General features: G+C 71.7%; 14 protein-coding genes. 4 read left to right on the forward strand and 10 right to left on the reverse strand.

Annotated elements, in window-relative coordinates; genetic code table 11:
• Nucleotides 1-2: 2 nt before the first annotated feature.
• The 9 genes from ACWD4O_RS11360 to ACWD4O_RS11400 are packed head-to-tail and all read right to left on the reverse strand — an operon-like array spanning nt 3 to nt 8334.
• On the reverse strand, nt 3-557 hold the full coding sequence (locus ACWD4O_RS11360; RefSeq protein ID WP_451279540.1) for a hypothetical protein: 555 nt from the start codon (nt 555-557) through the stop codon (nt 3-5).
• Nucleotides 554-2284, reverse strand: a complete 1731-nt coding sequence (locus ACWD4O_RS11365) for an AMP-binding protein (RefSeq protein ID WP_451279541.1) — start codon at nt 2282-2284, stop codon at nt 554-556. The genes ACWD4O_RS11360 and ACWD4O_RS11365 overlap by 4 nt, the downstream gene beginning before the upstream one ends.
• On the reverse strand, nt 2271-3131 hold the full coding sequence (locus ACWD4O_RS11370; RefSeq protein ID WP_451279542.1) for a hypothetical protein: 861 nt from the start codon (nt 3129-3131) through the stop codon (nt 2271-2273). The genes ACWD4O_RS11365 and ACWD4O_RS11370 overlap by 14 nt, the downstream gene beginning before the upstream one ends.
• Complete coding sequence (locus ACWD4O_RS11375) at nt 3128-4303, reverse strand: beta-ketoacyl-[acyl-carrier-protein] synthase family protein (protein WP_451279543.1); 1176 nt, start codon at nt 4301-4303, stop codon at nt 3128-3130. Before ACWD4O_RS11375 ends, ACWD4O_RS11370 begins: the two co-directional genes overlap by 4 nt.
• Nucleotides 4293-4571 carry an acyl carrier protein gene (locus ACWD4O_RS11380; RefSeq protein ID WP_451279544.1) on the reverse strand — a complete coding sequence of 93 codons (279 nt, stop codon included), beginning with the start codon at nt 4569-4571 and terminating at the stop codon, nt 4293-4295. Before ACWD4O_RS11380 ends, ACWD4O_RS11375 begins: the two co-directional genes overlap by 11 nt.
• Nucleotides 4568-4843 (reverse strand): acyl carrier protein, encoded by a 276-nt coding sequence (locus tag ACWD4O_RS11385; RefSeq protein WP_450951760.1) that lies wholly within the window; start codon nt 4841-4843, stop codon nt 4568-4570. The genes ACWD4O_RS11380 and ACWD4O_RS11385 overlap by 4 nt, the downstream gene beginning before the upstream one ends.
• Nucleotides 4844-4903: 60 nt before the next feature.
• The gene (locus ACWD4O_RS11390; RefSeq protein WP_451279545.1) at nt 4904-6286 is read right to left on the reverse strand and encodes a class I adenylate-forming enzyme family protein; all 1383 of its coding nucleotides are present in this window, start codon (nt 6284-6286) and stop codon (nt 4904-4906) included.
• Nucleotides 6287-6292: 6 nt separating this feature from the next.
• A complete protein-coding gene (locus tag ACWD4O_RS11395) occupies nt 6293-7507 on the reverse strand; it encodes a 3-dehydroquinate synthase II family protein (RefSeq protein WP_451279546.1) in 1215 nt (404 codons plus the stop codon).
• Nucleotides 7504-8334, reverse strand: a complete 831-nt coding sequence (locus ACWD4O_RS11400; protein WP_451279547.1) for a 2-amino-3,7-dideoxy-D-threo-hept-6-ulosonate synthase — start codon at nt 8332-8334, stop codon at nt 7504-7506. Before ACWD4O_RS11400 ends, ACWD4O_RS11395 begins: the two co-directional genes overlap by 4 nt.
• A 505-nt stretch (nt 8335-8839) precedes the next feature.
• Between ACWD4O_RS11400 and ACWD4O_RS11405 the strand changes: the two genes are divergently transcribed.
• From ACWD4O_RS11405 to ACWD4O_RS11415, 3 genes are all read left to right on the forward strand, one after another.
• A complete protein-coding gene (locus ACWD4O_RS11405) occupies nt 8840-10213 on the forward strand; it encodes an MFS transporter (protein WP_451279548.1) in 1374 nt (457 codons plus the stop codon).
• A 107-nt stretch (nt 10214-10320) separates the two neighbouring features.
• Nucleotides 10321-10797: an Lrp/AsnC family transcriptional regulator gene (locus tag ACWD4O_RS11410; protein WP_450951755.1), complete on the forward strand. Its 477-nt coding sequence runs from the start codon at nt 10321-10323 to the stop codon at nt 10795-10797.
• A 130-nt stretch (nt 10798-10927) separates the two neighbouring features.
• A complete protein-coding gene (locus ACWD4O_RS11415; protein ID WP_451279549.1) occupies nt 10928-13732 on the forward strand; it encodes a beta-L-arabinofuranosidase domain-containing protein in 2805 nt (934 codons plus the stop codon).
• Nucleotides 13733-13770: 38 nt separating this feature from the next.
• Here the strand turns inward: ACWD4O_RS11415 and ACWD4O_RS11420 are convergent, their stop codons facing one another.
• Nucleotides 13771-14592 carry a LysR family substrate-binding domain-containing protein gene (locus ACWD4O_RS11420; RefSeq protein WP_451279550.1) on the reverse strand — a complete coding sequence of 274 codons (822 nt, stop codon included), beginning with the start codon at nt 14590-14592 and terminating at the stop codon, nt 13771-13773.
• A 58-nt stretch (nt 14593-14650) separates the two neighbouring features.
• On the opposite strand from ACWD4O_RS11420, the gene ACWD4O_RS11425 reads away from it, so the two are divergent.
• Nucleotides 14651-15040 (forward strand): DUF5997 family protein, encoded by a 390-nt coding sequence (locus tag ACWD4O_RS11425; protein ID WP_451279551.1) that lies wholly within the window; start codon nt 14651-14653, stop codon nt 15038-15040.
• Nucleotides 15041-15049: the final 9 nt, after the last annotated feature.

Raw genomic sequence — 15049 nt, forward strand, 5'->3', positions numbered from 1 at the left:
GCTCAGCCCTCCGTCCCGGTCGCGACCGGACCGGTCACCCGCATCAGCAGCCGGCACGCCTGGTCGCCGTCCCGCAGACAGCTCTCGGCCCGGTTCTCGGTCAGGGTCACGCCGAGCCCCTCGGACCAGCCCGCGTGGATGTCGGTGCACGGGCACCGGTAGCCGTCCAGCGAACCGGCCATCCGGACCATGGTGACGGCGAAGTTCCGCTTCATGGTGAGGACGATCAGGTCGTCGTCCTCGACCTCGGTGGAGGCGTTGCGCAGTTCCGGCGGGAACATCCGGCCGCCGCACTCGTCGTAGCGGCGGCGCAGTTCCTCCAGGTCCTTGCCGGTGTCCCCGCTGTCGGGGAGCGCGCCGGAGAGCCGGGCCACGCGCTGCCCGACGTGCAGGGCGACCTTGCGCAGCGCCTCGGCGTTGATCTCGTTCGCGGCCTGCTGTCCGAACCGCGCGGCCACGCCCTGGTACCAGTGGGCGTCGTGCTGCCACCACAGCCGGTACGCCTCCCCCGCCCGGGCGCGGTGGTTGACGCCGTCGGCGTCCGTGTTCGTGCTCATGCGTGCTGCTCCTCGGCGGCGACGGCGGCGAACCGGTCGCGCATCACTCGTTTGAGAACCTTGCCGGTGGCGCCCTTGGCCACGTCGTCGGGCTTCATCCGCAGGGCGCGGTGCACCGGGGGGAATCCGGCCTCGGTCAGTACCGCGTTGACCCGCGCCGTCCACGCCTCGTCGTCCGCACCGCCGTTCTCGCCCTGCTGCTCGTCGAGTCGGTCGTCGGCGCGTCGGCCATCGTCGAGTCGGTCGTCGGCGAGTTGGAGGAGGACGTACGCCTCGGCCTCTCCGTCGCCGTCCCAGTCCGCGCGGACGCCGTCCGGGGCCACGCCGACGACCGTGCAGTCCGCCAGTTCGGGAATCGCGGCCAGCAGAAGCTCCTCGGTGCGGGTGCTGAAGACGATGCCGGCGCGGGTGCGGACCGCGTCCGGCGCCCGGTCGAGGTGGTAGAAGTTGCCGTTCTCGTCCCGGTGGGCGAGGTCCCCGGTGAGCCAGTAGCCGCCGAGCCGCAGCCGGTTCCAGGTCAGCGAGTCGTTCCAGTAACCGGGGGTGAGGGTCGGGGACTTGAGGCCGAGACGGCCGACCTGGCCGGGCGGCAGCGGGGTGCCGTCCTCGGCGAGCACGGCGGCCTCGGCGAAGCTGATCGGCTTGCCGACGCAGCGGGCGTAGGCGGCGGTGTCCTTGGTGTGCCGGTTGTGGAAGACGGAGTAGCCGGCCTCCGAGGAGCCGAGCCCGTCCACGAAGACCGAGCCGTCCACCCGTACGCGGCTCAGGTCCCGGCGGATCTCGAGATGGCTGCCGTGCTGGACGAGCGCCCGGATGTGCGCCTCGTGCGCCGCGTCGCCGGTGTTGAACCACACCTGCACGCTCGACAGGTCGCGCTGCGACAGGTCCTCGGCGGCCATCTCGCCGAACGTGCCGGCGAAGGCCAGCACCGTGGTCGGCCGGAACTCCTCGACTCCGTCGAGCACTTCGGCGCCGCGCTGGCTGGAGAGCAGCTTGATGTCGGTGTGCAGCAGCAGGCAGTAGAGCAGGGTCGCCACCATGGCGTTGTGGGCGCCCGGCAGGCCCACGAGGGTGCGCTCCATGTCGGTGCCGGTGGAGTAGCGCAGCCGGTGCAATTGCGCGTACATCAGCGTCCGGTGGGTGTGCGGCACGCCCTTGGGCAGGCCGGTGGTGCCGGAGGAGTGCGAGATGAGCACCGGGTCGCTCGGGTCGTGCCGGTACGGGTACGCCTGCGGCAGCGACGCGCGGTGCGCCGGGAGGATGTCGTCGGCGGTGACGCAGAAGCCGAGGCCCGGGTCCGATCCCGACAGCACCTCGTGGTGCGCCCGGTCGGTGAACGCGCCGACGGCGCCCTGTCGACGCACGTACGCGCGTGCCGTGTCCGGGGCCAGGTTGCCGTTGACGAACGACGGGATCGCGCCGAGGGACGTCAACGCCAGGAAGTTGACGGCGAACTCGACGCTGGAGAAGGAGTGGACGGCGACCGGGTCGCGGGGGCGCACGCCCCGGGCCGTGTACCAGCCCGCGTACGTCTCGACGGTCTCGCACAGCCGGCCGAGCGTCAGCGCCGTGGGGCGGCTGCCGTCCGGCGCCCGCCAGGTGCCGTCGGTGCGCAGCACGGGTTCGTCGAGCGGACGGCCGTACGACCGCAGGCGTTCCAGGACGTTGCCGGCGCCCAGTTCGGTGTCGGAGCAGATCCGGGCGCGCTCCTGCCTACTGATGAGCATGGGTCTTCGTCTCGTTCCTTCCGGCGGGGGCCCGCACGGGTGAGTCCGTGCCGGCGGTGAGGAGGAGTTCGGCGGGGCCGCGCCGCGCGCCGGGCGCCGTCGTCAGGAGCCGGCTGCCGCCGTCCCGCAGCAGCCGGCGATGGGCGGCGGCCAGGTCGAACAGGCCCTCGACGCTTCCGTGGCGCCGGGGCTCCCCGGTGGTGTGCGCGGGGCGGGCGGTGTCGTCGGCCGGCTCGGCTGAGCGGACCGTCACCGGGGTCCCGGCGTCGGGGCGGCCGAGGAGCAGCGCGGCCGCGAGGCCCGCAGAGGCCGGGAGGCGTGGGACCGGTCGGCCGCTGTCGGCGGCCAGTTCCCGGTGCACGGCTGCCAGCCGCGCGCCGCCGCCCAGTTCCACGCCGAGCACCAGGACGCGGTCCAGCTCCGGGTCCTCCAGGAGCAGGTCGGCCAGGGCGAGCAGCTCGGTCGCCGGGTCGTCGAGGGTGGAGACGCTGAACATCTGTCCGGTGATCTTGAACTCCCGACTGAGGTGGCCCAGCACGGAGTTGGGGGTGGCCTGCATGAACAGCAGCGGGTTGTGGACCTTCCCGGCGACCATGCGGCTGCTGGCCAGGTCGGCGGTGGTGGTGTCACCGGTCAGGGCGGCCAGTGCGACGGCGGTGTGTGCGCCGTCGCCGGGGCGTTCGGTCAGACACCGGCGGCTCACCTCGTAGGCCAGCGGGCTGAAGGCGGACTCCACGAAGCCGGGCAGCTTCGGCAGCGTGATGTCGTCGTCCGCCCCGGTGCCATGGGTGGCGGTGGCGGCGGCGAGGACGCCGAGGGGGGAGCGCAGCAGGGGCTCGGTCGTCATGGCCGCTCCAGGACGAGTGCGGTGTTGGCGCCCCCGAAGGCGGCGTTGACGGTGAGGGCCCGGCGCAGATCGGCCTGGCGCGGCCGGTTCGGCACATAGTCGAGGTCGCACTCCGGGTCCGCGGCGGTGTATCCGGCGGTCGGCGGCAGCACGCCGTCCGTCAGGGCCAGCAGCGTGATCACGAACTCCACCGCGCCGGCCGCCTCCAGGAGGTGGCCGGTGGTGCTCTTGGTGGAGCTGACCGGTATCGACTCGGCGTGCTCGGGGAAGGCGGCCCGCAGTCCGCGGGTCTCGGCCCCGTCGTTGTACCTGGTGCCGGTGCCATGGGCGTTGACATAGCCGAGGGCCGCCCCGTCGGGGTCGCCGGCGAGCCGGGTCGCCTGGCGGGCCGCGCGGGCGAGGCCGGCGCCGTCCGGGTGCGGCTGGGCGATGTGGTGGGCGTCCGTCGCCGCGCCCCAGCCCACCACGGACGCCAGCGGCCGGGCGCCGCGCCGCCGGGCGTGCTCGGCGGACTCCAGGACGACGACCGCCACCCCGTCGCCGAGCAGCAGTCCGCTGCGGTCGGCGCTGAACGGGCGCACCGTGCCGTCCCGGGACAGCGCCCGCCCGGAGTCGAACTTCCCGAAGGTCTCCTCCTCCACGAGGTACCCGCCCGCGCAGACCGCCACATCGGTCCGGCCGGAGGAGATCAGCCGGCAGGCGTGCACGATCGCCGCGGCGGAGGCGACACAGGCGTTGGTGAAGGTCAGCCGCGGCCCGGTGAGTCCGAGGCCGTCGGCCAGCGCCTCGGTGAGCCGGGCGGGAACGGCGTCGGAGAGCGGCGTCCTCCCGCCGGTCGGGGAACCCGCCTCCGCCCGCCAGTACCGGGTGACGGCGGTGTGGTCGCCGGCGATGCCGAGCAGGACCGCAGCCTCGGCGCCCGGGCGCAGGCCCGCCATGTCGAGGGCCTGGACGCCGCACAGGTCGAGCGCGTGGCGCAGGGCCCGGTCCTCGACCGCTTCGGGTCCGTCGGGGGCGGCGGCCGCCATCGGCGTACGGTACGGGCCGGTGTCGAACCTCGTGGTGGGGGCGAACGAGTGGACTCCCGCGAAGACCCCGCGCCGAAGGGCTTCGGCGCCGGTGCCGAACGCGGTGCGCACGCCGAATCCGGTCACCGTGACCTCAGCGCTCATCGCGTTCGCCCCCTGCGGCCGGGGCCGGCGTGGCGGCGCTCAGGTAGTCGGTGAGACGCCGCAGCGAGGTGAGTCCGGCGATGTCCTCGTCGCTGGGCTCCACGACCAGGCCGTAGCGTTCCTCCACCACATGCAGGAGCCACACCAGCCCGAGGGAGTCCAGGACGAGTTCGGCGTCGTCGCCGAGGTCGTCGGGCAGTCCCGGGAAGACGTTCCGGTCCGCCAGCAGCTCCCGGACGGAAGCGGTGGTGAAGGGGGCCGTCCTCATGCCTTCGCACCGCGTCGGACGACCTCGGTGACCAGCCCGCCGAGCGTCAGGGAGGCCAGCGGCTCGATGTCGGTGTCCGGGATCTCCACGGCGAACCGCGACTCCAGCCGCAGGGTGAGCTCGATCAGGCTCAGCGAGTCCACGTCCAGCCCGCCGACGGTCACCGGGCTCTCGTCCGTGATGCCGTCGCGGCTGGTCAGGATGTTCATCTCGTCGATGACCGCGGTCAGGACGAACTCGCGGATCTCGTCTTCCAGGGTCGACGTACTCATGATCAATGTCTCCAGTGAGTGATGTCAGGGAAGGTGCAGCACCCCAAGGGCGCGGGGGGCTCAACGCGCGGAGCGCAACGCCGCAGCCTGGCGCAGCAGCTTCCCGTTGGACGTGCGGGGCAGGGTCTCCAGCAGTCGTACGACCCGGGGCAGCTTGTGGTCGGCCAGCCGCTCCCGGCACCAGCGCAGCAGTTCCTCCGCGGACGGCTGCCCGGCCCCAACAGTCAGGGTGACGTACGCCTCGGTGACGTCCTCGTGGACCAGGACGGCCTGTTCGACGGCCGGATGCTCCCGGAGCACGTTCTCGACCTCGACGAGGTCGACCTTGAGGCCGCCGATCACCACGAGGGAGTCGGCGCGGCCGTGCACCCGTACCGCTCCGGAGGCGTCCACGGTGGCCCGGTCCCGGGTGTGCAGCCAGCCGTCCGCGTACTGCGCGCCGCCGGAGCCGAAGAGGTACGGCGACTGCGCCAGCGCGACGTCCAGTTCGCCGTGGTGCTCGCGCAGCACCACGCCCGGGGCGGCCCGGCCGACCGCGGGCCGCAGTGCGCCGCTCGTGTCCATGGCGACCACCCCGGACTCGGTGGTCCCGTAGGACTCGCCGACCCGCACTCCGTAGCGTTCGGCGAACCGGGCGGCGACCGGTGGGGGCATCAGCTCGCCGCCCGACACCGCGAGCCGCAGCTCGGGCAGCGCGGGCGGATCGACGGCGGCGGCGAGCAGTTCGTAGTGCATCGGCACTCCGAACAGGGCGGTGACACGATGGTCGACGGCGGTCCGCAGGATGTCACGGGCGGAGATCCGCGGGGCGAAGACGACACAGACCCCGGCGGCGAGGGAGTGCAGCAGTCCGGCGACCAGCCCGAAGCTGTGCGCGGTCGAGCTGAGCAGCAGCAGCCGGTCGCCGCGGCCCGGCATGCCGGCGACCCCGGCGAACCGGTCGACCTCCTCGGTGAGCGACCGGGCCGTCCTGCCGATCACCTTCGGCCGCCCGGTGGAGCCCGAGCTGAACTGGACCAGCCGGTGGTCGGTGGCGGCCGGGCGGCCGCCGCTCTGCCGTTCGGTGAGGACCTCGTACTCGGACCGGAATCCGAAGGTCGCCCGGACGTTGACGCCCGCGCTGACCATGAACTGCGGCCGGCAGGAGGCGCAGATCCCGGCGACCTCGGCCGGTTTCAGCCGGAAGTCGAAGAGCTGCACCTGGGCGCCGAGCCGCCACAGCGCGAGCAGCACCTCGACCTGGGTGAAGCTGGGGGGCGTCCGCAGGCCGACGGTGCCGGCGGGGCCGATGCCGTAACCGGCGAAGACCGCGGCCTGTTTGGCCACCCGCTCGCGTAACTCGCCCCGGGTGACGGTCTCCTGGCGATGGGTCAGATAGGGGAGGCCGTCGTCGTCCTGTGCGTCGAAGAGGCTCTGGACCGCCTCCTCCAGGGAGTCGTCCATGGGCTCTCAGACCTCCTTGCAGAACTCGCCGATGGGCAGGCCCACATGGCGCTTGTCCGCGGCCAGATAGCCGAGCAGTTCGTCGCCCGCCTGCAGTTCGGTGACGTTGAGGACCTTGCCGCCCGGGCCGAGGACCCGTACGTGCCAGTCGTCCTGCACGGTCAGGCTGACCAGTCGGCCGTCCTCGGCGTGGGTGCGGATCTCCAGGAGCGGCCGGGACTCCAGCTTGGCGCGGCCGACCACCACCCGCCGGGTCCGCCCGTCGGCGCCGACCGCCAGCAGGGCGCTGCCGGAGCCCACCTCGCTGAGGTAGTTGGTGCGGTTGTCGGGGCCGAGCGTGTACGAGTGCAGGGCGCCGGCGTTGACCCGGAACGGCCTGGTCGGCATGTACGGCAGCGGGTGGGTCTCGGAGCAGCACAGCACGAACCCGGAGGAGTAGGAGCCGACGAGGATGCCCTCGTCCTCCTCGAAGTGCGAGCAGGTGTCCACGCAGACCCGGTCGCCGAGGCCGACGTGCCGGATGCTCTCCACGGTGAGCGTGGACAGCTGCAGCTGGGGTGTGGTGGCCTCCAGCAGGCGGGCCAGCGCGAACACGTCGTCGGCGTTGCGGGGCGTGAACAGGATGCCGTCCGAGCCGCGTTCGAGCACGTCGAAGACGATCGCGGCCTCTTCCAGGCCGTCGACGACGGTCACCAGCTTGCCCTCGGCGGACTCGGCCGCGGCCAGGACGATCTCCAGCGGGATCTTGGTCGGGTCGGCGAAGTGGATGACGGTGTACGGCAGCGCCATGGCGCCGGAGCAGGACAGTCTCAGGGTGCGGTCGTCGCGTACGCCGATGAAGCCGGCGACGGGGGCGGCCGTGTCGGTGGCGGTGGCGGTGGCGCGGTTGGCGGCGGCCAGGGCGTCCAGCTCGTCCTGGGTGCCGAACTTCCGCAGCAGGAGGTCGATTCCGGCGGCGGGAGCGGAACTCGCGGCGCTCGCCGGGGACTTTGCGTCCTTCGGCTCCTTCCCGTCCTTGTCGCCGGGCTTCTTCGCGGCGAGGGTCGCGGTGGGGGCGGGGCCCTCGGTGACCAGCACCCGGGTGACGGTCGGGGGCAGCGTCCCGAGCAGTTCCGCGTCGGCGGAGACCACCCCGGCCATCCGGGCGTGGACGGCGGCGTCGACCACTGCCTGGAGCTGCGGACGGGGGACTTCACGGAGATCGATCCACGCGAACCTCATGCGACACCTGCCACCATCGTCGAGTAGTTGCCGTTCGGTGATGTCATGCTCATGCCACCCTGGAGGCCGTCGCCGCCGTGCACGACCGCGGAGAGCCGGGACACCAGCGCGTACGGGGAGGCCGAGGAGAAGATCCGGCGGCCGACGGCCAGCCCCTGGCAGCCGGCGGCCATCACCGCGGAGCCGTACTCGACGAGGTCGGAGTCGTCCGGCGGACCGCCCGCCGCGAGGACGGGGATGGGGCTGCCCGCCACCACTTCGGCCATCCGCTCGATCGGCAGCGCCACGGAGGTCTTCACCATGTCCGCGCCCAGGTCGGCGGCGACATTGGCCAGATGGGCGAGGAGGGCGGGGTCGCGCGGGTCCTCGATCCGGGGGCCGCGCGGGTACACCATCGCGATCAGCGGCATGCCCCAGGCCTCACAGGAACGAGCCACCGCGCCCAGATCGGCGAGCTGCCGGGACTCGGTGTCCGAGCCGATGTTCACATGGACGCTCACCGCGTCCGCACCGAGCCGCAGCGCCTCCTCGACGTCGGCGACCAGCACCTTGGCGTGGACGTCGGCGGAACAGGCGGTGCTGGCGCTCAGATGCACCACCAGCGCGCAGCGCTTGAGGATGTCCGGCGCGAAGGAGCGGGCCCGCCCCTTGTGGACGATGATCCCGTCGGCCCCGCCGTCCACCAGCGCGCGCAACAGGTCGTCCCACTTGTCGGCGGGGACGATCGGACCGTCCGAAACACTGTGGTCGAGGGGCACGAAGAGATGCCGGCCGTCCCCCGCCAGCGAAAGTCTTCTCAGGCGTAATAACTTGCCGGTTTTCAGCATGGGTAATGCGCCTTCCCAGCTTGGAGGCCGCATTCAGGAATGTCGGACCGATGCAGTCTGATGCGGTCGCCATGTCCGAAAAACGATGGTCATAGAACTTTCAAGTTCCCCCCGGATCAGCATTCCGCGAGTGATCAGCCGTTGGCAAGGCGTAATCACCCCCAAATATTCATGCCCTCCGCCGCATGACTATTTGACAGCGTTCTGATAGGTAAGACGGGTTGACGTGGTCCACGAGTGCTGTTCGGGTGATTTCTATGCACATTGGGCCGGTCTGCCCGGACCCATGGCCGCATCGGAGGCTTTACAGCGGTGTCACGTGTAATTTTGGCCGCTATTCCGGAGAGAACTGCAGAGACAAATCCAGCCGGAAGACTTATCGGCTGAAATTGAATTACGTGACAGGGGTGACAAGTGCGCTCCGGTTCGTGTTACATGCGAGGCCGTCCCTCTCCCCATTCGACCCCGGCCCCCACGCACCGGGCGTACCGGAAGCGACTCCCCCATGCCTGAATTACCGTCCAATACCGCCCCCAACGCCGTTTCCGACCCGCTCGACGCAAGACCGTCCCCGGCATCGCCCGCGCCGCAGGCGTCGCGGGTCGCCGCCGCCAGCCTGGTCGGCACGACGATCGAGTACTACGACTTCGCGGTGTACGGCACCGCCAGCGCGCTCGTCCTCGGCCCCGCCTTCTTCCCCTCCGACAACGCCACCGTCTCCTCCCTGGCGGCGTTCCTCACCTTCGCCGCGGCCTTCCTCGCCCGCCCTGTCGGCGTCATGCTGTTCGGGACCATCGGCGACCGGCTCGGCCGACGGCGGGCCCTGGTCGTCTCGCTCATGCTGATGGGCGTGGCGACGGTCGGCGTCGGACTGCTCCCGACCTACGAGACCGCCGGACTCCTCGCCCCCGTGCTGCTGGTGACGCTCCGCCTGCTGCAGGGCGTGAGCATGGGCGGCGAGTGGGGCGGGGCGGTGCTGCTCGCCGCGGAGCACGCGCCGCCCGGCCGCCGGGCGCTGTACGCGTCCGTCCCGAACGCCGGCCCCTCGCTCGGCTTCCTGCTGTCCACCGCCGTCATCCTGCCCACCCTGAACCTCGCGGGCCGGGACGCGTTCACCGACTGGGCCTGGCGGATCCCGTTCCTGCTCAGCACGGTGCTGGTCGTGGTGGGCCTGTGGGTGCGCACGACGATCTCCGAGTCACCGGTGTTCGCGTCGGCCCCCGACCGCACGCCCCGTTCGCTCGCCGAGACGCCGGCCGCCGGGTCCCGCTTCCCGCTCGGCACCCTGCTCGCCCGGCACCCCCGCCGGCTCCTCCTCGGCATCGGCGCGGCACTGGGCGGCTCGGCCGTCTACTACCTGACGATCGTCTACAGCCTGTCGTACGGGCCGAAGGAACTCGGCATCGACCGGAACACGATGCTGATCGCCGCGAGCGTCGGTTCGGCCGCCGGCATCGCCCTCACCCTCCCGGCCGCCCGGCTGGCCGACCGGATCGGCCGCCGCCCGGTGATGCTGACCGGGGCCGTCGGCAGTGTGCTCTGGGCGGTGCCCATGTACGCCTCGCTGAGCTCCGGCGACGTATGGGTGATCACCGGGGCCTACACGGTCGGGCTGATGCTGCTCGCGCTGATGTTCTCGCCGGTGGCGGCCTTCCTGCCCGAGCTGTTCCCGGCCCGGCTGCGCTACACCGGCGCCTCGGCGGCCTTCATCCTCGCCAACACCTTCGGCGGCGGCTTCGCGCCGCTCGTCGCCACCTGGCTGAACAGCCACTGGGAGTCACCGCTCGTCCTCGGCTTCTACACGGGCGGACTCTGCCTGCTCAGCCTCCTGTGCCTGCTGGCCCTGCCGGAGACCCGCGACCACGAGTTCGACGTCTGACACTCCCCCGCCACGGCAGGTCGGCCGCATGGCTCGGTAGATGCCGGTTCCACTGAGCCATCGGTACAGTCGGCGCTGATCAGACATCCGCGAGGAAGGCCGACGGCATGGCCGTGGACGAGTTGGACACCCGCATCCTGCGGCTGCTGCTGGAACAGCCGCGCACGAGCGTGCGGGAGTACGCCCGGCTGCTCGGCGTCGCGCGCGGCACCCTGCAGGCCCGTCTCGACCGGCTGGAGCGGGACGGCGTGATCACCGGCGCGGCCCCCTCCCTCTCCCCCGCCGCGCTGGGCCACCCGGTGCTCGCGTTCGTGCACATCGAGGTCACCCAGGGTCACCTCGACGACGTGGGCGAGGCGCTGGCCGCCGTCCCGGAGATCGTCGAGGCGTTCTCCATCACCGGCGGCGGCGACCTCGTCACCCGGGTCGTGGCCCGCGACAACGCGCACCTGGAGGACGTGATCCAGAAGCTCATCAGCCTGCCCGGAGTGGTGCGCACCCGCACCGAGGTCGCTCTGCGGGAGCGGGTGCCGCACCGGTTGCTGCCGCTCGTCGAGTCGATCGGGCGGGCCGCCGCCAAGTAGCCCGTCCGCTCCGCAACTTTCCGTCCCGTCAGGACCGTTGACGCTCTCCCGTCCCGCCTCTAGCGTCTGGTCGACCATTCGTACACCGTTCGTGATATCGAACATACTCGGTGGACCAGAGGAGCAGTACATGGCACCGCCCCTCAGCAGACGGACCCTTCTTCAGAGCGCGATCCTCGCCGCCGCCGTCCCCGGAGCGGGCGCGGCCCTGGCTCCCACGGCCTCGGCGGCCGCGCTTCCGCCTCCGGCCTCCTGGACGCTTCAGCCCTTCGCGCTGAAGGACGTCGCCCTCGGCCCCGGAGTCTTCGCCGCCAAGCGGCAGTTGATGCTCGACCACGCCCGCGGCTACGACGTGAACCGGCTGCTTCAGGTCTTCCGCGCCAACGCCGGCCTCTCCACCGGCGGTGCGGTCGCCCCCGGCGGCTGGGAGGGCCTCGACGGGGAGGCCAACGGCAATCTGCGCGGCCACTACACCGGCCACTTCCTGACGATGCTCGCCCAGGCGTACGCGTCCACCGGCGAGCAGGTGTTCGCCGACCGGATCGCGACCGTGGTCGGTGCGCTGACCGAGGTCCGCGCGGCGCTGCGCACCGATCCGAAGATGCTCGCCGTCACCGGGAAGTGGGGAGGCGCCCTGGAGAACGTGCGCGGCTCCTACCAGTACGTCGAGCTGCCCGCCGCGGTGCTCGGCGGCGCCTCCGCGATCACCCTGTCGGTATGGGTCAAACCCACCCACGACGGCAACTGGGGTCGGGTGTTCGACTTCGGCAACGACACCACCCGGTACATGTACCTGGCGGCCCGCAACGCGAGCGGCGTGCCACGGTTCGCCATCACCACCGGCGGTCCCGGCGGCGAGCAGGGCCTCAACGGCACGACCGCGCTGCCGCTGAACCAGTGGAGCCACCTGGCGGTGACCGTCACGGGCACCACCGGCACCCTGTACGTCAACGGCACGGCCGTCGCCGTGAACACGGCGATGACGCTCAACCCGGCGACGCTCGGCACACTCGCCAACAACTGGCTCGGCCGCTCGAACTACGCCTCCGACCCGGTGTTCGCCGGCGCCTTCGACGAGTTCAACGTCTGGTCGCGGGCGCTTACCCAGGCCGACATCACCTCACTGCAGACCAAGGAGGCCAAGCTCTCCGCGCCGGGGCTCGGCAACCTCGCGTCGTACTACTTCCAGGCCACCGCCGGCGGCTCCTTCCCGGACGCCTCCGGCCGGGGCCTGACCGCCACCCTGCGACGCACCTGGGGCGGACCGAGCCACCCCGGGTTCCTGGCGGCCTACCCCGAGACCCAGTTCATCCTGCTGGAGTCGATGACCGCCAGTGACTACACCAAGGTCTGGGCGCCGTACTACACGGCGCACAAGATCCTGCGCGGACTCCTTGACGCCTACCTCGCCACCGACGACGCCCGCGCCCTCGACCTAGCGTCCGGCATGGGCGACTGGATGCACGCGCGGCTGTCGGCGCTGCCCGAGGCGACGCTGCAACGTATGTGGGCACTGTTCTCCAGCGGGGAGTTCGGCGGCATCGTCGAGGCGATCGTCGACCTGTACGCGCTCACCGGGAAGGCCCAACATCTCGCGCTGGCCCGGCTGTTCGACCTCGACTCGCTGATCGACGCGTGCGCCGCGAACACCGACGTCCTCGACGGACTGCACGCCAACCAGCACATCCCGATCTTCACCGGTCTGCTCCGGCTGTACGACGCCACGGGCGAGACGCGTTACCTCACCGCCGCGAAGAACTTCTGGGGCATGGTCGTACCGCACCGCATGTACGGCATCGGCGGCACCAGCACCGGTGAGTTCTGGAAGGCACGGGACGTCGTCGCGGGGACGATCAGCGCCACGAACGCCGAGACGTGCTGTGCCTACAACCTGCTGAAGCTGAGCCGGACCCTGTTCTTCCACGAGCAGACCCCGGCCTACATGGACTACTACGAGCGCGCCCTGCTCAACCAGGTCCTCGGCTCGAAGCAGGACACCGCCGACGCCGAGAAGCCGCTCGTCACCTACTTCATCGGGCTCACGCCCGGCCATGTGCGCGACTACACGCCCAAGCAGGGCACCACCTGCTGTGAGGGCACCGGCATGGAGAGCGCCACCAAGTACCAGGACTCGGTGTACTTCAAGGCCGCCGACGGCAGCGCCCTGTACGTCAACCTCTACAGCCCGTCCACGCTGACCTGGGCGGAGAAGGGCGTCACGGTCACCCAGACCACCGACTACCCGGTGGAGCAGGGCACGACCCTCACCTTCGGCGGGAGCGGCGCCGCCTTCGCACTGAAGCTACGGGTGCCGTCCTGGGCGACCGCCGGCTTCCGGGTGACGGTCAACGGCAGCGCGGTGAGCGGCACTCCGGCAGCCGGCAGCTACTTCACCGTGTCCCGCACCTGGCAGTCCGGCGACGTCGTGCGCATCACCGTCCCCTTCCGGCTGCGGGTCGAAAAGGCCCTGGACGACCCGTCGTTGCAGACACTCTTCTACGGCCCGGTGAACCTGGTGGCCCGCAACTCCTCTACGTCCTACCTGCAGTTCGGGCTGTACGCCAACGCGGCGCTCTCCGGCGACCTGCTGCCCACCCTGACCGCCGTGAGCGGCAAGCCGCTCCACTACACCCTGAACGGCACCGAGTTCGCCCCGTTCCACGAGGGGACCGAGAATCCGACGCACGCGTACTGGCGGCGCGCGGAGCCCCGGATCGTCTTCGGCAACAGCGACTCGGGCGTGGCCGACCCCGCGAAGGCGGACGGGACCACGCTGCTCGACGAGGTGTGGGCCGCGGCGCCGTTCGCGTCCAAGGCGGCGCTGGTCGCCCGGGTGCAGACCGTGGTGAACACGTGGGTGGCGGCCGGGCTGCTCACCCAGGCCGACGGGGAGAAGGCGGTGAGCACCGCGAGCGCGGCGACCTTCGTGGCCTGAGCGGGCCGACAGCGGTGGTGGCTGCCGTCGGCAGGCGACTACGACCGGCGGCGGGGCTTGCCGCCGCCGGTTCCGCGCCGACCGCCGCCCTTCGTGCCACCGCTCTTCTGGGCGCCGGTCCTGGGGCCACCGCTCTTCTGGCCACCGCTTTTCTGTGCGCCCCGGGCGGTGGTCTTCCGCGCGGTGCCGCCGGACTGCGGCTTGCCGCGCTCGCGCTCGCCCTTGCGCTCCGCCGCCGGGGGCTGCTGGGCGCGGCCGCGGGTGCTGTTGACCGTGCGGCCGCGGACGATGCCGATGAAGTCCTCGACGAGGTCGGTCGTCGCGTCCTCCGGCCAGGAGAGGGCGATGTCCGACTGAGGAGCGTCGACGACCGTGCGGTAGGTGAGGTCGCGGCGGTGGTGGAGCCGGGCCAGGGACTGGGGCACGACCAGGACGCCGATGTTCGCCGCGACCAGCTCGATCGCGTCCTCGGTGGTCGCGGGGCGCTCGAAGGCTGCCTCGCCGGGCGGCCGCTCCCAGCCGAGGACGTCGTCCAGGGGGTGCAGGACCACCTCGTCGGCGAGGTCCTCCAGGGTGATCTCCTCGGCCGCGGTGATCACATGGTCCTTGGGGACCACGACGACCGTCGTCTCGGTGTAGAGAGGGATCGCGCTGAACACCGTACGGTCGACCGGAAGGCGTACGAGAGCCGCGTCGGCGGTGCCCTCGCGCAGGGCGTCGGCCGCCTCGGCGGGGGTCGTCTGGAGGAGGGCGAGGGGGGTGTCGGGCAGGCGCTCCGCCCAGATCCGCACCCACTTGGCGGGCGTCACTCCGGGGACGTACGCGAGCCGGAACGAGGGGGAATCCGCCGAGTCGGTCATCCCGCCAGGTTACCGGCTGTGGTCGGACCTCTCGTCGGGGGCCGATACCCTGGGGTGTATGAAGTCGCAGCAGAGCACCCAGACGATGAAGCCCGCCACCGCGGCGAAGAAGCTGGGTGTGTACCTCCCCGCCACGCCCGCCGAGTTCCAGGAGGGCGTCGTCTCGCGCGCCGAGCTGACCGAGCTCCAGGCGAACCCGCCCGAGTGGCTGCGGAAGCTGCGCGAGACCGGCCCGCACCCGCGTCCGGTGATCGCGGCCAAGCTGGGCGTCTCGATCGCGGGCCTGGCCCGCGGCGGGGTGACCGATGCGCTCACCACCGAGCAGATCGAGGCCGTCAAGGACGCGAAGCCGGAGTGGCTGGAGAAGGAGCGCGCCACGCAGGCCGAGGTCCGCAAGGAGACGGTCCGCATCAAGAAGCGCAACGCGGAGCGCGAGCAGCAGTCCTGACCCCGGTCG

Source organism: Streptomyces sp. NPDC002623 (genome assembly GCF_053592635.1).